The following is a 19384-nucleotide window of genomic DNA, read 5'->3' on the forward strand; positions in this document are numbered from 1 at the left end:
AAAACATGTGACCAGCTCTGATGTGCCCCTCTGGAATGGGCTTCCTGGCCTGGGATTCGCCTGAGGTTTGTTCGTTATGCCGTTGATTGAAAGCTCCGACCTGATGTATCGCCAACTGATACAGAGCGTGGTTGATTACGCAATTTACATGCTGACCCCAGAGGGGATCGTGGCCAACTGGAATCCCGGTGCGGAGCGGGCCAAGGGTTACAAGTCGCATGAAATTGTCGGTCGTCATTTTTCTGCGTTCTACAGCCAGGAGGACCGCGACGCGGGCCTGCCTGAAAGAGGTTTGATGACCGCCAGAACGACAGGGCAGTTCGAGACTCAGGGCTGGCGGCTACGCAAGGATGGAACTTCCCTTTGGGCGCATGTGGTCATTGATGCCATACGTGACGAGTCCGGGGATCTGATTGGTTTTGCCAAAATCACTCGCGATTGCACCGAGCAACAGGCTGCGTTGCTTGCGCAACAGGAACAAGAGCGCCGTTTTCGTCTGCTTGTGCAGGGCGTGACGGACTACGCCATTTACATGCTCGACCCGCAAGGGCATGTGGTGAATTGGAACACCGGGGCGCAGCGCGCGAAAGGTTATCTGGCCGAAGAAATCATTGGTCAGCATTTCTCGGTTTTCTACACCCCTCAGGATCGCGTGCAAGGGCTGCCCCAGCAAGGACTGGACATAGCGCTGCGCGACGGGCGCTTTGAGGCCGAAGGCATTCGTCAGCGCAAAGACGGTTCGCTGTTCTGGACAAACGTGGTGATTGACGCCATCTACGACGATCAAGACGGCCAACTGATCGGTTTTGCCAAGATCACCCGGGACATCAGTGAGCGTCGCCGTCAGGCACTGGAGTTGATTCAGGCCAAAGAGCTGGCAGAACAATATAGCCATGAGATGGCGTCTCTTTCCGGTTTCCTTGATTCGGTAATCTCGAATATTCCTGCCAGTGTGATCGCGCAGGATCTCGCGACCAAGAAGATCCTGTTGGCCAATCAACAGGCCGAACGCCTTTTCGGCGGTCGACGTGCCAGCATGGTCGGGCTTGGGTTGAATGAGGGATTGCAACCTGCCGTCGCCGACTACATGGAGCATCAGCTGGAACGGGGTCTGCGCCACCCGGGTGTTCAACTGGCTGAGACACAGGTTACGACAGCCACCGGGGAGCGAACGCTGAGAAGTCGTACGCTGCTGTGCAAAAACGTCGACGGCCAGCCGGGCTATGTATTGTTTGTCGCCGAAGACGTTACCGAGGAGCTTGCCGCTCAGGCGCAGATCCATCACATGGCGCATCACGATGGTCTCACCGGGCTGCCTAACCGGACCTTGTTCAACGAGCGTCTGGGCCAGGCGCTGGAGCGCGACCATCAAGAAGGCCGGATGACCGCCGTCCTGTGCCTGGATCTGGACAACTTCAAAAACATCAATGACGCATTGGGCCATGCGTTCGGCGACAAACTGCTGCTTGCCCTGGGTAAGCGTTTGCGCCGTGAGTTGCGCGATGAGGACACGCTGGCGCGCCTGGGCGGTGATGAGTTTGCGATTGTGTTGTCGGCAATCGATAACCTGGATGCCGCACGCATTACCGCGCAAAGGCTGATCAACACCATCACCACGCCTTTTTCAATCGAAGGCCACGGTCTTTCTGTGGGTGTCAGTATTGGTATTTCCGTCGCGCCGGATGACCACAACAGCGCGCAACAACTGCTGGGATATGCCGACATGGCGCTCTATGAGGCCAAGCGTAACGGGCGCAATCGCCTGGAGTGTTTCCGCCACGAACTCGATGAAGCTGCGCGCAGTCGTCGCCTCATCGAAACCGACCTGCGCACGGCGCTGCAGTTGGGCCAGTTGCAATTGCACTACCAGCCCATCATTGATACTCAGGATGGGCATATCTCCGGCTACGAAGCGTTGATGCGTTGGGAGCATCCGGTTAAAGGCATGATCATGCCGCTGGACTTTATTTCCATTGCCGAAGAAACGGGATTGATTCATGAGGTCGGCCACCTTGCACTTGACCTCGCGTGCCGGGAAGCCGTGAGTTGGGGGACAGAGCAGACCGTGGCGGTCAATCTGTCGCCGACGCAGTTTAAAAAGGCCGGGCTGGTCGATACCGTTGCTCAGGTACTGGCAGAGTCGGGGCTTGCGCCTGAGCGTCTGGAGCTGGAAATCACCGAGTCAGTACTGCTGGACGATACCGAGGCGAATATCCGCACGTTGCGGGAGCTGAAAGCGTTGGGGGTCGCTATTTCGCTGGATGACTTCGGTACGGGGTATTCGTCGCTGGGTTATTTGCGCTCGTTCCCGTTTGATCGCATCAAGATCGACAAGTCATTCATTCGCGACATGGGCAAAAGCCAGGAAGCCTTGTCGATCATCAGGGCGATTACCGGCATGAGCAACAGCCTGTCGATCAAGACCACTGCCGAAGGCGTGGAAACCCGTGAACAACAGCTGCAACTGGAAGCAGAAGGTTGCTCACATTTTCAGGGCTTCTTGTTTGGCCACCCGGTGTCTGCCACCGAGCGGCTCAAGGAGCTGCGTCGTGACGATGCGGCTCAGTGCATGATTTCCACTGAGCCCGCTGGCAATGGCTCGGAATCGCCATAACGCTTGCTGGTCACCCGACTGATCACCAACGCACACAGGGCGAGGAAACCGCCGACGAATCCGACCCAGGCTGAGCCCAGGTGATGCACCACGATACTGCCCAGCAGCGCACCGGCACCGATGCCGACGTTGTAGATGGCCGAGTGCATCGCGGACGCTACGTCGGTGGCGTCCGGTGCCAGCTGGATCACTTGCGACTGCATCAGAATCCCGAAGCACAACATCGCCAGCCCCCACAGCGCAAACACCACGACCAATGTGTAAATGCTCCATGAAGCCCAGAGCATCAAGGTCAGGCAGATGCACAGCGAACCGATGGCCATGACGGTCAAGTGGTTGGCGAATCGGGTGTACAGCGTGTTGAAGAAAATCGACCCCATCAAACCGGCCAGCCCGAACAACAAGAGCATCCAGGTGGTGGTCTGTTCGCTGAAGCCCGCGACCGATTGCACAAAGGTTTCAATGTAGGTATAGGCCGTGAAGTTGGCCGTAACCACCAGCGCAGTGACGCAATACAACGAAACCAGTGCAGGTCGCTTGAACAGAATGGGCAGGCTCTTCAGGCTGCCGCTGTTTTGACTCGGCAGCAGCGGCAGCTTCTTGGTCAGCAGAATCCAGATCAGGGCAGCGACGGCGGCGATGGTCACAAACGTTGCGCGCCAACCCATGCTTTCGCCCAGCACCCGGCCGATGGGAATCCCCAGAACCATCGCCAACGAAGCGCCCATCGCCAGCAGACTGAGTGCTCGTGCACGGTTGCCCCCTGGTGCCAGGCGAACTGCAAGCGATGCAGTCACTGACCAGAACACCGCATGCGCCAGGGCGATACCGATCCGGCTAATGACCACCATGGTGAAGTTGGGGGCCAGGCTCAGCACGATGTGGCTTACGATCAGCGTGCCAATGGCAACCTTGAGCAATAGCCGTCGCTCGACGTTACGCGTCAGCAGCATCATCGGCAGCGACATGAGCGACACCGTCCAGGCGTAAACCGTAAGCATCGGGCCCACTTGGGCGGCCGTCATGTCGAAGCTGCTGCCAATGGCGTAAAGCAGGCCCACCGGGGCGAACTCGGTGGTTATGAAGATGAAAGCCGCTACTGCCAGTGCGCCTACACTGATCCAGCTGGCCTGTTGCGCGTCGGCAGGCGTACTCATGAATCCTCGCAAATAGTCTTGGCGAATGCCCCTGAAACCGGGCAGCCGCCGTGTGTGTCTGAGCCAGTCGGCGTCATAAAGCCTGCAAGCTCCTGCGATTAGAGCAGCAGGCCAGTAGCGTTTACAGCTCTTTTTTCATGTGTTTTTCAATCTCTTCCAGTGACTTGCCCTTGGTTTCCGGCAGGCAGAAGAACACGAACAGCAAAGAGCCGACATTGATTACTGCAAAGACGAAGAATGTAGGGTTGCCCAATGTGTCCAGCGCTATCGGGAACAGGAAAGCCACTGTTGCGTTGAACAGCCATTGCATGGACACCGCTGTGCCAGTCAACAAACCGCGGATTTGCGCCGGGAACAGTTCAGACATGAGCAGCCAGTAAACCGGTGCAATACACATCTGCATGAACAGCAAGAACAGCAGAATGCAGGCGAGGGCGGCGTAGCTCTGGGTCAGGTTCTGCGGCATGAACTGCAGCACGCAACCCAGCGCTATCTGGGCAAGAACTACCGTGACCAGCCCCGTCATCAGCAAATGGCGGCGGCCATATCGGCCAATCGCCCAAATGCCGAGCAGGGTCGCGATTACGGACACCACCCCGTTACCGATGGTGGCTGTCAATGCTGCGTTGGTGCCCATACCCGTGGTTTTGAGAATGATCGGAGTGTAGTACATGAAGGCATTCACGCCGGTGAACTGAGCGGTGAAGCCCAGGCCAATACCGATCAGCAGCAACTTGATCACCCAACCCTGGCGCAGCAGCTCGGAGATAGGCGGGCGCTTGCGGGCATGTTCCTTCTGGGCCTTCATTTCCTCGACTTCGCGCTTCGCTTCCTCTGGCGTATCACGCAGCTTTTCCAACACGTCTTGAGCATCCTCAAAACGACCTTTGGCAGCCAGCCAATGTGGCGAAGGCGGAACAAAGAAGGTACCAATCAATAGCAACAGGCCGGGAATCATGGCAATAGCCAGCATGTAGCGCCAGATGTGCGAAGAACTCAGCAAGGCAGCCATCAGGGCACTTAGCACATAGGCCAGCAACTGACCGCTGACGATCATCAGCTCATTACGGCTGACCAGGCGACCACGTTTTTTTGGACCGGCGATTTCCGCAATGAACACCGGTACCGTGGCCGATCCGCCACCTACTGCGATGCCCAACAGGAAACGCGCCGCGACCATGAACGGAATCGAAGGGGCGATTGCAGTACCCAATGCACCGGCAATGAATAGCAGCGATAGCACTCGCAGGGTGACGCGTCGTCCATAGCGGTCTGACAGGTAACCACTGCCCAACGAACCGAAGGCGGCGCCGACAATCAGCGAAGAAGTGATCAGCCCCTCAGTGAAGGCGTTCAATCCGAGCCCACCCTGATCCAGAGGCAGCGTCATGAACGGCAACGCACCGGCAATAATGCCCGTGTCATACCCGAAGGCGAGGGCGCCCATGGTGGCGACAAGCACGGAGATGAATATCATCCTGCGGGGTGACATACGTTGCCCGTCGTTATCGTTGCGCGCGGAGGCGGTCGTAGTGTTTGAGGACATGAACTGCAAATCCTTGATTGAACGGTTAGGCGGCCGGGAAGGTGAGCGGATATATTCCGACGGTGCCGTCGGTGCATGAGGCAAAGCCTTGCCAGTCCGCTGGCTTGAAGGCTTAGGGGATGTCAGGCCGGGCGAGTTCCGTAAAAACTGGAAACATATTCACTGAAGGGTTAATCGATTCAGCGGGTGGGATTTGCGGGAGTGGCGCTACGCCCCTGAGGGACCGGCCGGGCGGCGTTCCGCTTCAGCCGGGAGATGGCTGATGGATTCGCGGCAAATCTTTCAGCATAAATGACGGCCTCCCGGCTAAATCGGAACGCCGCCCGGCCGGTCCTTGGGCATTAACAATGTGCCTTGGACCGCATCATCCGCGAATACGCGCCATCGTCAGCGCATCGGTGAACTGCCCGTCACGAATCGCGTAATCACGCAGCAAACCCTCAGTCTCGAACCCCAGCTTTTCATAGAGGATTACCGCCGCCTGATTGTCCGCATAGACAGTCAGCTCGACCCGGCGCAGTTTCATCCAGTTGTCGGCGATATCCAGCAGTGCGGTTAAAAGTTGTTTGCCGATACCCTGACCCTGCCAATCCTGAGCGACGGCCATGCCAATGGCACCGCAATGGCTGCGGCGGATGCGGGAAAACTGCTCAAGAGAGCCTTGTCCAACGACGGCCCCTTCATGGAGCGCTACAAGGCTGACCAGTCGTTCATTGCTACTGTCCAGTCGCTTGCGCCAGATGTCAGCGGACTGAAAAGGCATCTGCAGGACTTGCCTGGCGACTGCTGGGACGTTGTACAGCGCTGCAACGCCCTCGGCGTGCGCTTCAGTAAAGCGTTCGAGGACGATGGCAGAAGACGGGGCGCGCATTGGCATTCATTCCTTAAGTGCGGGTGCGGCCCGTCAGTATACGGCAGCCTTGTGTCACAGGGCTTGCACTGAGAACTGGCACGCGAATCGTGCCAGCGCGGTCAGTGTATTGGCCCGTTACTCAGAAGCTGTAATCCGCGGTCACGAAAAACGACCGTGGCTGGCCCATCAGCCATTGTTGGCCGCTGTTGTACTGTGCTGCTGCATAACGCCGATCCAGCAGGTTATTCAACTGCAGGCCCAGACGCACATCCGGCACCACATTCCAGCCCAGGTTTGCGTCCACTACGCTGTAGCCAGGTACTTTGGTGGTATTGGCCGTATCGGCATAGCGGGCGTCGACATAGCGCAGGCCCATGCCTGCATCCAGGTCTTGAGTCAGCGCCTTGCTCAACCACAGATTGGCGCTGCGACGAGGCACGTCGGTGGGACGGTTGCCTGCCCGGGACACCAGTTGGCCGCCAGCGGTTTCATTGAATTCGTCATATTCGGCACGCACTACCGAGGCATTGGCTGATACACGCCAGCCTTGGCTTAACGCCAGTTCCAGCGAGGCCTCCAGGCCGTCCGAGGATTGCTGGCCGACCTGCTGCGCCAAACGCGTCACCGGGTCAGTGGTGAGCATTTTCTTTTTTACGATGTGGTAAGCCGCCAGCGTCCACTCCCCGTGGCCTTCCCAGAATTGCTGCTTGAGACCGAACTCGGTCTGTCTGGCTTCAGTCAGGTCCATTTGCTGCTGGGTCGGATTAAGGCTGATCAGATTGTTGACCCCGTCTTCGCTGGTCGAATACTGGCCATACAACGACAGCTGATCTGTCACCGCGAAAACCAGTCCGGCGCGCCAATTGCCGCCGGTGAGGCTCCGATCGCTGCGCGTATTGGCGCGCAAGTCGTTACGGTCGAGATGATTTTGATCGCGCCGTATACCGGTCACCAGCGACCAGCGCTCGGACAGCTGCAGCCGGTTCTCTGCAAACAGTGCGAAGGTACGTGTCGTACTGTCGCTCAGAGGTTGGGTGGGCGACTGACTTTCAAAGTAGCCGTTGGCCGGGTTCCATGGATCGACGTAGTCTCCACCGACATCGGTATACGGCGAGTTGTTATCGACGCCAAAGCGGATTTTGTTGTACTCGGCGCCGACCACCGTTCTGCTGTCCAGCCCGAACAGTGAATGATCGAAGGTGAAGCTCTGGCGATCGCCAATCTGCTCCTGATCGTGTTTGATCTCCAGATAGTCTCCGCGCAAAAGCTGGCCTTGCGCGTTACTCCAGCTATAGGTCTCGGCGTTGCGCCAGTGACGACGGCTCTTGATGTAGTAAAGCTGGTTGCTGGCGCTGACGTTGTCGGTTATCTGCCAGTCGGTATTGAGTCGGGTCCACTCATCGTTGTAGCGCTGCACGGCGTTTTGCAGGTTGTAATTTTTGTTCCGCAGACTGTCGCGATAATGGCCGTCGATCAGCGGCGTGCCGAAGTAGCTCATCGGTTCGCTGTCGCCACGCTCATGGGCAAAGGTGAAGCTCAGGTTGTCAGCTGCCTGCCAGCGCAGGGCGGCGCTGAGGGCCAGGTTTCTGGAGTTGCCGTTATCCACCCAGCCGTTGCTTTGCTCCTGGTTCAGGGTCAGGCGATAGCTCAGTGTGTCGCTCAGCGAGCCGCCGCTGTCCAGCCCTGACTGCTGGCGGTCATTGGACCCATAGCCCAGGCGCAGCGTGTTGCGAACATCTCCTTCAAGTGGCTTCTTGGGGATCACATTGATCACGGCGCCTGTTGCGCCTTCGCCATACAGCACCGAGGCAGGGCCGCGAATAACGTCGATGCGCTCCACCATCCACGGGTCGACCGGGAAGGTCTGGGTGCCAGCCCCGGTATACAGCCGCGAGCCATCGAACAATGTCATCACTGAAGAATGTCCGGCGAAACCGCGTGCTGAAAGCGCCGTGTTGCCATCACCCGGCGTAGCGATGCTGGTGATGCCGGGCGAGCGGCTGACGGCGTCCTGCAAAGTAAGGTTATTACGGTTGTGGATGGCGGACTCATCCAGACTGCTCAGGCTGGCCGGGTTTTCAAGCGCGCTGATATTCAACCGGGAACCGGCGGGCAGGGCAGTGGCCAGACTGGTTTCGCCGTTGTCTGCGGTATCGATGATTGCCATTGACGGCAGGGCGATCACAGTGTCGTCAGCGGCAAAGGCCGCAGGCGAAATGGCGAAGCAAGGGAACAGCGTGATGCGCAGCGATTGACTCGCCAGGGTTTGAAACAGGAAGTTGCGGGACATACGATTCCAGCCAATGAGGAATGAATGGATCCCGGGGGAATAACGCATGAGGAATCGCGGGCGCAAAAGCCCACGGAAACCGGCCTGCGCCCGCCCACCGCGGGTTTGCCAAAACGAAGTTCCAGGCCGGTCTCCGGGCTTGCGAGGGTCATGAAACATTCACCTTCCCATGCCGGAGCACAGTGGTTTGTCGAATGCTTCGCTCGCTTACCGTTGCGGGGGCAGCGCCGGACTGATCATCGAAATGACGCACCGGCTTCCCGTTTCACCTCATGCTCGGCGGCATGAGACACCTGAAACTGGCGCGCATCTGACCACCGATGAACGGTCACGTCAATCGGCCGCACCGCGAGGTAGAGAACGTTGTGATGTCCTCAGGGTCCATTCGTGTGCGACATGGCAACGCATGGATAATCGCTGTGCGGTGGTTGCCACTTGTTCGCCATCCCTCCAAACTCAGCACATTCCTCCGCTGATGCGGCCGATCATCTTCGTCCAGTGACGCCCCAGCAATTAGTAAATGGCCATGAACCCTTTAAACAGCCCGGTTTCACGCTCCCTTCCAGGCGGCGAAACAGGCGCAGCAATCAGAGCTTTCGATTGGTCCGCGACCTCTCTTGGGCCTATGTCAGATTGGCCCGCACCCATTCGCTCGACGTTGAGCATGATGCTCAGTTCCCCGGAAAGCCTTTATCTGGTGTGGGGGCCGGATCTGCACTTCTTCTTCAACGATGCCTATCGGCCCATTCTCGGCCCCCGTCTTGACGTTGCCGTGGGGCAGAGCATCACCACGCTGTGGGCAGACGCCTGGGAGCAGGTGCGGCCCATGATAGAGAGGGCCTTTGGCGGCGAATCCAGTCGCTATGAAAATCATCCGATCAGCATGGCCCGCTATGGGGTTGAAGAGCAGACCTGGTGGACCTTTTCATTTTCGCCGGTGTACGACGAGCATGAAGAGTCCATATTGGGTGTTCTGTGCCATACGGTTGAAACCACCCACTCCGTGCGCCTTGGTCAGCAACTGAAGTCCAGCGACGAACGTTATCGTGCGCTGTTCAGTGACATCGATATCGGCTTTGGCGTATTTGAAGTCACCTACACCCATAACCTGCTGACGGCCTGCCATTTGATCGAGGTCAACGCCGCGTTCGACAACATGACAGAACTCAAACAGCAGATTGGCCAGAGTATGCGGGACATCGCAGACGGCCAGCCTGCACGTTGGTTTGAGGTGTATGCGAGCGTGGTGTTGAGTGGCGAGTCAGTTGGCTTTGACGCGCCTGCGGTTGCGCTTGGCGGGCGCTGGTATGAAATCTACGCCTACAAAGTCCAGGGGGCCGAGCACAACCGCATTGCGATGCTGTTCAAGGATGTCACCGAGGCCCGGCGAATTGAGTCTTCTTTGCGCAATACCGAGGAGTTCAATAGCCGGGTGCTGGCCAGCAGCAACGATTGCATCAAGGTGATCGACCTGGATGGCAAGCTTACCTTCATGAGTGAAGGCGGCATGCGCGTCATGGAAATCAGTAACTTCAACGACGTGCAAGGCTGCCCGTGGCCGGACTTCTGGCAGGATCAAGGGCATATCGACGCTCAGGCTGCCATTGTCGCCGCCAGAACAGGCGTCCCCGGTCGTTTCCAGGGTTTTGCCAACACCTATCTGGGCACCCCCAAATGGTGGGATGTGCAGGTTACGCCGATGTTTGATGAGGCGGGGGCCGTAGAAAAAATCCTCTGCATTTCCCGAGACATCACGGCAACCCGCGCCGCTGAAGAAGACCTGCGTACGCTCAACGCTACGCTGGAGGAGAGGGTCGAAGCCCGTACTCAGGACCGCGATCGCATCTGGCGGTTGTCCACCGACTTGATGCTGATTGCCGAATTCAGCGGCGACATCGTGGCGGTCAATCCAGCCTGGACTCAGGTGCTTGGCTGGAGTCCTGATGAGTTGCTGGGCAAGTCGTTTCTGGAGCTTCTGCACCCGGATGATGATTTGACCACTGCCTCTGCCGCGGCGGAATTGTCGCAGGGCATCAGTGTCTCCAGTTTCGAAAATCGCTATTTGCACAAAGACGGCTCGTATCGCTGGATCGCCTGGACCGCTGTGCCGGATCAATCCTATATCCATGCCGTGGGACGCGACGTTCAGGTTGAGCGGGAGGCCGCCGAAGCACTACGCCGCACAGAAGCTGCATTGCGTCAGTCGCAGAAGATGGAAGCCGTGGGGCAATTGACCGGTGGTGTGGCTCATGACTTCAACAACCTGCTGACGGTGGTCAAAGCCTCTACAGACCTGCTCAAGCGCAATCTGGATGAAGAGCGACGTCGACGTTACATCGACGCGATTTCCAATGCGGTCGATCGGGCCAGCAAGTTGACTGGGCAGTTGCTGGCGTTTTCTCGCCAGCAAACCTTGCGCCCGGAAGTCTTTGAAGTCGGCAAAAGTGTCCGGGCTATTGGCGAGATGATTGGTTCATTGACCGGAGCCCGGATAAAAACGCTGATCGAGCTTCCTGCCCAGCCTTGCTACATCAACGCTGACGCTGGTCAGTTCGATACCGCGCTGATCAATATGGCGGTCAATGCCCGTGATGCCATGAATGGCGAGGGGACCTTGAGGATTTGTGTTGAGCCTGTCGGGCAAATTCCTGCTCGCCGCACCCATGCCGCAGTGGTTGGCGATTATGTTGCCGTGTCATTGATCGACAGCGGCTCAGGCATCGACCCGGAACAGATTGATCGTATCTTCGACCCGTTTTTTACGACCAAGGACGTCGGTAAAGGCACCGGGCTGGGGCTTTCTCAGGTGTTCGGTTTTGCCAAACAGTCGGGTGGCGAGGTGTTGGTCGCCAGTCGGTTGGGCGAGGGCAGTACGTTTACTCTCTACCTGCCTAGATCCGTTGCGATACCGGGTGCCGAATATGCTGCGATGGAGCCGGAGCTGCAAAGCAGTGGCGAAGGTGCTCGTCTGCTGGTGGTTGAGGACAACCTTGAAATTGGCGAGTTTTCCAGTCAGACGTTGAGAGAGCTGGGGTACGACATTCACTGGGCCAAGAGTGGTGTGGAGGCTCTGGAGGTTTTGGCGCAGCGAGCCGACGCTTTTCAGGCAGTATTTTCCGATGTTGTCATGCCGGGCATGAACGGGGTGGAGCTGGCCCTTGAAATTCAAAGGCTCTATCCAACGCTCCCGATTGTCCTGACCAGCGGCTATAGTCCCGCGTTGGCACAGGGGAACTCACAGGGTTTTACCTTTCTGCAGAAGCCCTATTCCGTAGAAGCGTTGGCCAGGCTGCTGCGCAACGAGATCAGTATGCGGCAGATACCGCCAGTCATTAACCTGTAGCTGCCAACGGTCGCGATAGCGGTGTATCAGGATGAGCGCATCGCAGCCTTCGGCAGCTCCTACAGGGATATGCTTTTGGTCTCTTGCAGATTCACGCCGCGCCGCTGCTGTAGAAGCTCAATCTGTTCGGCTGGCAGCAGCTGACGCAGGCTTTTGTAGAGCACGCGGGTTTCCAGCAGATTCCAGACCCGGAGCATGGTTTCCAGGGCGTCCAGGGGTTTGCTGATGAAATCCCGAGCCCCCAGGGCCAAGGCGCGGATCCGGGTGCCTCGGGTGGCATCTGCGGTCAGCACCAGAATGGGCAGATACTCATGAGGTGAAATGCGCCGACCCAGTTGTTCGAGCACCGCGAAGCCATCGAATTCGGGCATGTGCAGGTCGAGGATAACCAGATCCGGCTCAAAACTATTGAACAGCTCCAGTGTGTGAGTGGGCTGTGTGGTGCTCAACACATTGAGCAGCCCTTCACGAGCCAGCAACTGCTCCATGAGTTCTATATTGGTGCGCTGATCGTCAATCAGCAGGATACGAAGATCTTGAGTCATAAAGGCTCCGTCAGGTACTGATCAATATGGTCGTAAAACATGCGGACATTGATCGGTTTTACCAGGATGGCGGTAGCACCCGCTTCGCGTAACACGTTATGGGTCATCGGCGAGGCGTCTGCGGTCATCATCAGGACAGGGGTATTGGCAGTACGAGTGGCGCGACGCAGGCGGCGTAGAATCCTGATACCCGAGACATCGGGAAGATTAACGTCCAACAGGATCAGATCCGGCGCATGGCGAGTCGCCAGATCCAGTCCCATCTGCCCCTGCATGCTGGAAAACAGTTGTATACCGGGCCGCCGCTGCAACAATGTCTCGATCAGGGTCAGGCTGGCCAGGTTGTCTTCGATGCAGAGCACGCTGGCGCGATATCCAGCCGTTGATTGCCCAGGTTCAACACTGAGCGCATTTGGCGGCGAAACCATGCGAGTCTCGTCCGGCTGAATGAAGGCATGAGGCAAACTGAGCGTGAAGCGACACCCTGCATCCGTTGCGCTCAGGACATTGAGGCTGCCGTCCATCATTTCCAGCAGGTTTTTACTCAGCGCCAGCCCGAGGCCCGTGCCTTCTACCTGATGATCTGCGTTCAATCGCTCAAAAGGCCGGAACAGTTTGTGTAATTGGTCCTTGGCAATGCCGGGGCCGGTGTCCGAAACCGTCACAGTGACCTGCTGACCGCTTCGGGCAACCTGAATCGTGACTTCTCCCTCTGCACGGTTGTACTTGATGGCATTGGATAACAGGTTAAGCAGCACCTGCATCAAGCGCTGACGGTCGGCGATAACACCTTCTTCGGCGCGGATCAGTGGAAGCGGCGCGATACGGATCCGGGCTTCGTTTGCCATGGGGGCGACCAGTGCCAGCGCTTCCTTCAAGGCCGTTTCCAGGCTGATCGGTTCCAGATTGACGGGCAGATGGCCTGACTCGATTCGGGCAATGTCGAGGACTTCGTTGATCAGTGTCAGCAGATGTTGACCGGCTTTCAGGATGTGTCCGATCTGTTGGCGTTGCGCCGGTTGAGGATCAATTTCAAGTAGTTGCGCGAAACCAAGAATCGCGTTCAAAGGCGTACGCAGTTCGTGGCTCATTCGGGAGAGAAACTCGCTTTTGGCCCGGCTGGCGCGCTCAGCTTCTTCACGGGCTGCACTCAACGCTATCTCGGCTGCATGGCGGTCGCTGATATCGCGGGTCACCTTGGAAAAACCGCGCAGGGTTCCACTGTGGTCGTATTGGGCACTGATAACAACGCTGGCCCAGAATCGGCTGCCATCCTTGCGGCGCCGCCAGGCCTCTTCCATGAAGTAGCCTTTGCTTCTGGCTTCTCGCAATGCCATTTCCGGACGCTGCGGGCATTGTTCCGGCAAATAGAAAACCGAGAATGGCTGACCGAGGATTTCTTGCTCACTGTAGCCCTTGATCCGTTCCGCCCCGACGTTCCATGAGGTGACGCGGCCGTTGGCGTCAAGGGCGAAGATGCCGTAATCCTTGACCGCATCGATGATAAGCCGCAAGCGTTCTTCGTTATCGCGCAAGGCACCTTCGCGTTGTGCCAGCAGGTGGGCGGCTTCTACCAGACGCGTGCCCAGCTGGCCAATTTCGTCTTGTTCCGGTGGCTGCGGCAACAGTGGATGACCCAAGGCCAGGCGTTGCGCATTACGTTTCACATGTTCGACCCGGCTGACGATACCTCTGGACAGCAACAGCATCGCCACGATCGCCGCAAATACTCCGCAGCACGCTGCCAGCAAGGTGGCGAATACCAGTTGCTCGCGGGTTTGCGTAGCAGCAGCACTGCGCTCCGCCAGCAGCGTATCCTCGCGATTGCGCATGGCGCTGATCTGTTCACGCAGGGTGTCGAGAACCTGCTTGTTGCTCACAAGAATGTTTGTGACCTGCTCCGGATCCTTGCCGTTGCTCAAGCGCAGTTTCGCCAGGGCGCCAAGTTTGATTCTGATCAGCGGCGTCATGAGTTGCAGGCGCTCACGAATTTCAGGGTCACGAACGTTGGCGTCCAGACGCAGCAAAGCTGCGTCGATCAGCGGTTTTGCGTTGTTGTAAGCGGGCAGGAAATCTTCACGGCCGGTGAGCAGGTAGCCCCGTTCGCTGGCTGCTGCCTCGGCAAGCAGGGTATGAACAGCCTGAATATCGCCTTGTACCAGCAAGACCCTGCGCACATCTTCCTCGGCACGTGCGGTTTGCCGTTCGGCCAGGTAAATCAGCACAAGCGATGACATGAGGATGATCAGGGGCAGGGCGATTGCAACCAGCGCCTTGCCTCGCAGGGGAAGGTCCGACCAGCGACTCACGTCCAGTTTCCATCAGGCTGGGCCACCAGCCCCAGAGCGATACCGCGTACCGCTGCCTGGGTCCGGTCGGAGGCATCAAGCTTGCTGATTACGCGTTCGACGTGTGCTTTGACGGTGCCGGTAGCGATGCCCAGTTTTTCGCCGATCTCCCGGTTGCTGAAGCCGCCTGCAACCAGCCCCAGTACCTGACGCTCCCGCTCGGTCAGGTTTTCCCGGGGCGTATTGCCTGAGGCCCGGCGCGTTGCGATACGCCTGAGTAGCCTCGCGCTCATCGCGCTGTTAAGAGCATCTTCCCCGGCGGCGACGCGACGCAAGCCATTGATGACCTCCTCGCGAGTCGCGTCTTTGAGCAAATAGCCAACAGCGCCGGCGGCAATGGCAGCCTCCAGATGATCCGGGCTGTCGTCCATGGTAAACATCACTACTTTTATTTCCGGCATGCGCTGTTGCAGAAGGCGGGCGGCACCCAGGCCGTTGAGAATCGGCATACGCACGTCGAGAATGACGATGTCAGGGCGCAAACGCTCGCATAGCTCCAGTGCCATCTGACCATCGTCGGCCTGTCCAACCACATCAAACTCCGGATGACCCGCGAGCAATGAGATGAAGCCTGCGCGCGTCACTTCATGGTCATCTGCCATGACTATTCTCAATGTCCTGCTCATGCCTGCACCTCCAGGCTATGTAGCGGGACAGTCGCACTCAGGCGTGTCCCTTTGCCTGGGTGACTGATGCAGTCAAAACGCCCGCCGACAAGATGTGCGCGTTCTTGCATTGCCGTTAATCCCAGCCCGTCTGTCGAGCCTGGTTGAGCGGGCTGTCGGACTGCAAAACCCTGGCCGAGGTCTTCGATCAGCACGGATACATCGGCGTCACGCAGTTGCAGGGCAAGCAGCACACTGCAGGGACCCGCGTGTTTGAGGATGTTATTGATGCCCTCCTGGGCAATGCGGAACAGCGTGATTTCAATCGCGTCGGGTAACCGCTCCGCGTACTTGGCTGTCCATTGTACGGAGTAGCCAGCTTCGCGCAGGCGATCCGCTTCCTTGTCGATGGCCTGAACAAGGCCGAAGTCATCCAGTACAACCGGACGCAGGCCGCTGATGACCTGCCGACCCTCGCCCACACAACGTTGCGCCAGTTGCAGAATGGTTGTCAGTTCCTGATTCAACGGGGCAGGAAGCTCAGGGCATTGACTGGCGAAACCTTGAAGGCGTTGGTGAAGACCGGCCAGGGTTTGCGCCAGCCCGTCGTGCAGGTCGTAAGCGACGCGCTTGCGTTCGTCTTCCTGGGCGGTGAATAAACGGTGGACCAGCTCCGACATGGCCCGCTCACGCACCGACAGTGCATCAAGCAGGCGACTGTTTTCCAGATGTGCCGCGAGAAGCGTGGCCAGCAATTGCAGTGACTGCAAGTCCTCGGTACCCGGTGCTGCGATATTCGCGCTGTTCGCCAGCAGTAGCGCGGCAAAGGGCTCTCCATCAGCGTTCAGCAGCGGTAAATGCAGCATGCACGGTACTTGGGGGCAGGGCTGTACTTGCCATTCAGGCGCAAGGATTGTCCTGTCGAGGAGCGTCATCAGCGTGTCCACGCACTGCGGATTTCCCTGGCTGGCGCTGAGCCTGGCCGGCGCCTCGCCGTTCCATTCAAGCAGTACACCCTTGTTCATGGCCAGAAACGCGCACGCTCGTTGCAGTGCACGTTGGCGCATGGCTGAAGGCGAAAGACGCGTCAGTTCCTGGCCGGTGTCCACAAGGAGTCGCAAACGGGCTGCACGACTTTCCCATTGGCGGTACTGGCTACGCAGGTTGAGCGCGCTGGCCGAATCATCAGGGGGCTTGTGCATGTGGTGCTCCAACACAGGGGCCGGATCCATTCGGCAGAAAGTGGCGCCATTAGACCTGTTTCCGGTGTGGTGCCGCTATCTGCCAAATGGCATAGGCAGATAGGTCCAATCGGCTGATGGCCGAGTTTTTGTGACGCGGCACAGTAGCTCCACCAAAAGCCGATAGGAATACTGTAAATGAAGCTCAACGTAAAAATGTCTGCCGTGACGCTGATTGCTCTGCTGGCGACTCCTCTGGTCCATGCTGTAGATACCGCGCCGGTCAAACCGTATGCCTACACATCGGTTGCCCCGCAACCGACGGACGTCAAGGATCGCGAAATTGCCGCTCTGTTCGAGCGCTGGAACCGCACGCTGCAGACCGGTGATTCTGCCAAGGTCACGGCCCTTTATGCGAAAAACGCCATTCTGCAACCCACTGTGTCCAACAAGGTGCGCACCACCCCTGCGGAGATCAAGGATTACTTTGACCACTTCCTTTTGTTAAAACCGGTCGGTGTCATCAACTTCCGCGAGATTCGTCGCCTGAATGAAAACAAGGCGCTGGACACGGGCGTTTATACCTTCACGCTCACCGAGGCTGATGGCAGCAAACGTCAGGTTCAGGCGCGCTACACCTATCTTTATCAGAAGATTGACGGTGAATGGCTCATACTCAATCACCACTCTTCGGCCATGCCGCAGCAGTGACCAGCCTCCACTGATGAGGATCCGCTCGTCAGTTGCGCTGCACTTTGCGCGCAGGCTTTCTTCTTAAATGAGTAGCCCGACGCGGTTGGGCATTTACCAGGAGAGGTGAGCATGGCGAACCATAAGCGCGACCCTGAGCAGGATCTGGGCTTCGATCCGGATTCCCCCGACCTTGCGGACCCACAAGTTGACCCTGTGGGTCCGGCAAAGTCTCCCGAGGATGGCAAGGACCCAAGCAAGGACAAGCGCGTGGGCGATGACGACTACCCACCTTACAAGGCCGATAAGTAGGGCATTTACCAGACTTATCAGGCGCTTAAAAGAAAGTTGCTGCCGGTTGCCGTGAGCCTGATCTGTTCTCCGGAAAGCGGTCGACTCAGGAAAAACCCCTGGGCCTCATGGCAGCCGTAGCCTCTGACGAGGTCCATGCATTTGAAGGTTTCGATACCTTCCGCAACGGTTCGATAACCCAATTGATGCGCGAGCTGGAAAATGGATTGAGCAATGACGCGATTGCGTGGTTTGTTTTCCAGGTCAGTAATGATCGACTTATCCAGCTTGATCACATTGGCAGGGATTTCATGCAGGTAGGCAAAGTTGCTGTAGCCGGTGCCGAAGTCATCAATTGCGACATCCACACCAAGCAGACGGATATCTGCTAACTGAGCCAGCACTGTTGTGCTGGCCCTGATCCATTCACCTTCGGTTATTTCCACCTCCACCCGATGCGCGCCAATCCCGTGCTTTTCACATCCAGCCTTCAGAGCCTGAGCGATATCGATGTGCTGAAAGTCCAGTGCGGAGAGGTTCAGGGAAACCTTGGCTTCGCTATCCACCCAGGCTGCAGCGTGAGCGAGCGCGTTATCAATGACCCAACGCGTGACAAGGCTGATCTGGCCGGAACGTTCGATCAGCGGGATGAACTCTGCAGGGGAGACGGGACCGAAGACTTCGTGATTCCAGCGCAATAATGCTTCGGCGCTGACCTGGCGACCGTCCTCAAGCCTGAAGCGTGGCTGGAAGACCAGAGAAATACCGCCGTTCGACAAAGCCCCCGCAACATCGTTAATCAGTGCTTCGGAGCGGCGCGATGCACAATTTGGATCCTCGTCCCATACCGACCAATCGATCCCGTCTCTGGCTGCCGTGTCTGCCGCGCTGCGAGCCTTGCGCAACAGATCACCGATGGACTGTTTGCCATCCGTACACACTGCAATGCCCATACGAATGCCGGGTAATGTCGAAATGGAGTCCTCCGCGCAGGGTTCGCAAACCAATGTGCTGAGCGTAAGGATCAGTTCGCTTTGATCCTGAGGTTCTGCGGGTAGCAACAGGCACAGGTGGCGCTCACTGATGTGATAAGCCGTCAGCTCTTCACCCAATGCCTCATTAATGCGAGTTGTAATGCTGGCCGCTTTGGCACCCACCAGCCCCGGGCCATGGTCGAGTGCAAAGTCATGCGTCCATTGGCTATCGACGACTTCGACCACCATCAACAGGCGCGTAGACGCTTCGGTGTTCAGCCATGGACCCGCGTTGTCGGTCAGGAATTGCCGCAAATTGGGCAGGCCACTGACAGCGTTGCACATGCTGGTTTGCTGTCTATGTTCAATCTGCGAAATCACCATCTCGGCCAGATCTTTAAGCACCAGCGTTTCCGCATGACTGAGTTGGTGAGGAAATTTGTCGATGAGGCACAGGCTGCCAATCGCATGCCCATCACGTGTCACCAGTGGAGCACCCGCGTAAAAGCGAATACCGCCTTCAATGGTTACCAGTTCATTGTTCATGAAGCGTGGATCGACGCAGGCGTCGACCACCTGCATAACCCCGTCCTGCTTGATCGTGTGAGCGCAGAACGACTGATTGATAGGGGTTTGTGAATTCTGGAAGCCGACTCTGCCAGCGAACCATTGTCGATCTTTCTCCACCAATGACACCAACACCGTAGGCACATTGAAATAGGCGGAGGCCAGTCGACAGATACGGTCGAAGTTCTCGTCGGCGGCAGTTTCCAGCCATTGAATGGCACGAACCGCGGCCAGACGTTGTTTTTCGGCTTGTAGTGATAGATGCATAAACGTTCCGTACGGCCGCAGAGTGGTCTTGGTAGTGAGAGGCCTTGTGCCATCATAGCTGGGACGACTCGCTCTGCAGAAGGTTTCCTACGAACGGTTTTTTTTCCACTGAA

13 protein-coding genes and 1 riboswitch are annotated in these 19384 nt (G+C 57.7%); of the genes, 4 read left to right on the forward strand and 9 right to left on the reverse strand.

The features are described 5' to 3' along the window. Nucleotides 1–76: 76 nt before the first annotated feature. Entirely contained in the window at nucleotides 77–2614 is a 2538-nt protein-coding gene (locus ACYASS_RS22255) for a sensor domain-containing protein (RefSeq protein WP_463587708.1), read from the forward strand. Here ACYASS_RS22255 and ACYASS_RS22260 read toward each other — a convergent pair. The 4 genes from ACYASS_RS22260 to ACYASS_RS22275 all read right to left on the reverse strand — a co-directional run bounded on the left by ACYASS_RS22260 (nucleotide 2563) and on the right by ACYASS_RS22275 (nucleotide 8460). Then, on the reverse strand, nucleotides 2563–3771 hold the full coding sequence (locus ACYASS_RS22260) for a sugar transporter (RefSeq protein ID WP_243245673.1): 1209 nt from the start codon (nucleotides 3769–3771) through the stop codon (nucleotides 2563–2565). The genes ACYASS_RS22255 and ACYASS_RS22260 overlap by 52 nt on opposite strands. 121 nt (nucleotides 3772–3892) lie before the next feature. Continuing rightward, complete coding sequence (locus tag ACYASS_RS22265; RefSeq protein ID WP_463587839.1) at nucleotides 3893–5326, reverse strand: sugar porter family MFS transporter; 1434 nt, start codon at nucleotides 5324–5326, stop codon at nucleotides 3893–3895. Between the two features lie 355 nt (nucleotides 5327–5681). Further along, the gene (locus ACYASS_RS22270) at nucleotides 5682–6188 is read right to left on the reverse strand and encodes a GNAT family N-acetyltransferase (protein ID WP_463587709.1); all 507 of its coding nucleotides are present in this window, start codon (nucleotides 6186–6188) and stop codon (nucleotides 5682–5684) included. Nucleotides 6189–6309: 121 nt separating this feature from the next. Then, the gene (locus ACYASS_RS22275; RefSeq protein WP_463587710.1) at nucleotides 6310–8460 is read right to left on the reverse strand and encodes a TonB-dependent receptor; all 2151 of its coding nucleotides are present in this window, start codon (nucleotides 8458–8460) and stop codon (nucleotides 6310–6312) included. A 107-nt stretch (nucleotides 8461–8567) separates the two neighbouring features. Then, nucleotides 8568–8772, reverse strand: a riboswitch (cobalamin riboswitch). Nucleotides 8773–9124: 352 nt separating this feature from the next. On the opposite strand from ACYASS_RS22275, the gene ACYASS_RS22280 reads away from it, so the two are divergent. Next, nucleotides 9125–11803, forward strand: a complete 2679-nt coding sequence (locus ACYASS_RS22280) for a PAS domain-containing protein (RefSeq protein ID WP_463587711.1) — start codon at nucleotides 9125–9127, stop codon at nucleotides 11801–11803. 59 nt (nucleotides 11804–11862) lie between these two features. Here ACYASS_RS22280 and ACYASS_RS22285 read toward each other — a convergent pair whose 3' ends face one another. The 4 genes from ACYASS_RS22285 to ACYASS_RS22300 are packed head-to-tail and all read right to left on the reverse strand — an operon-like array spanning nucleotide 11863 to nucleotide 16503. After that, entirely contained in the window at nucleotides 11863–12348 is a 486-nt protein-coding gene (locus tag ACYASS_RS22285) for a response regulator (protein ID WP_463587712.1), read from the reverse strand. Further along, nucleotides 12345–14663 carry an ATP-binding protein gene (locus ACYASS_RS22290; protein WP_463587840.1) on the reverse strand — a complete coding sequence of 773 codons (2319 nt, stop codon included), beginning with the start codon at nucleotides 14661–14663 and terminating at the stop codon, nucleotides 12345–12347. The genes ACYASS_RS22285 and ACYASS_RS22290 overlap by 4 nt, the downstream gene beginning before the upstream one ends. Next, the gene (locus ACYASS_RS22295) at nucleotides 14654–15322 is read right to left on the reverse strand and encodes a response regulator (protein ID WP_463587713.1); all 669 of its coding nucleotides are present in this window, start codon (nucleotides 15320–15322) and stop codon (nucleotides 14654–14656) included. Before ACYASS_RS22295 ends, ACYASS_RS22290 begins: the two co-directional genes overlap by 10 nt. Beyond that, a complete protein-coding gene (locus tag ACYASS_RS22300) occupies nucleotides 15319–16503 on the reverse strand; it encodes a sensor histidine kinase (protein WP_463587714.1) in 1185 nt (394 codons plus the stop codon). Before ACYASS_RS22300 ends, ACYASS_RS22295 begins: the two co-directional genes overlap by 4 nt. Nucleotides 16504–16680: 177 nt before the next feature. Here ACYASS_RS22300 and ACYASS_RS22305 point away from each other — a divergent pair, with 177 nt between their 5' ends. Then, nucleotides 16681–17193 (forward strand): SgcJ/EcaC family oxidoreductase, encoded by a 513-nt coding sequence (locus ACYASS_RS22305; RefSeq protein ID WP_463587715.1) that lies wholly within the window; start codon nucleotides 16681–16683, stop codon nucleotides 17191–17193. Between the two features lie 111 nt (nucleotides 17194–17304). Then, nucleotides 17305–17484, forward strand: coding sequence for a DUF6021 family protein (locus tag ACYASS_RS22310; protein ID WP_463587716.1), 180 nt, complete (start codon nucleotides 17305–17307; stop codon nucleotides 17482–17484). 17 nt (nucleotides 17485–17501) lie between these two features. Here the strand turns inward: ACYASS_RS22310 and ACYASS_RS22315 are convergent, their stop codons facing one another. After that, the gene (locus ACYASS_RS22315; RefSeq protein WP_463587717.1) at nucleotides 17502–19271 is read right to left on the reverse strand and encodes a sensor domain-containing diguanylate cyclase; all 1770 of its coding nucleotides are present in this window, start codon (nucleotides 19269–19271) and stop codon (nucleotides 17502–17504) included. Nucleotides 19272–19384 lie beyond the last annotated feature (113 nt).

Source organism: Pseudomonas sp. HP_14 (assembly GCF_055283875.1).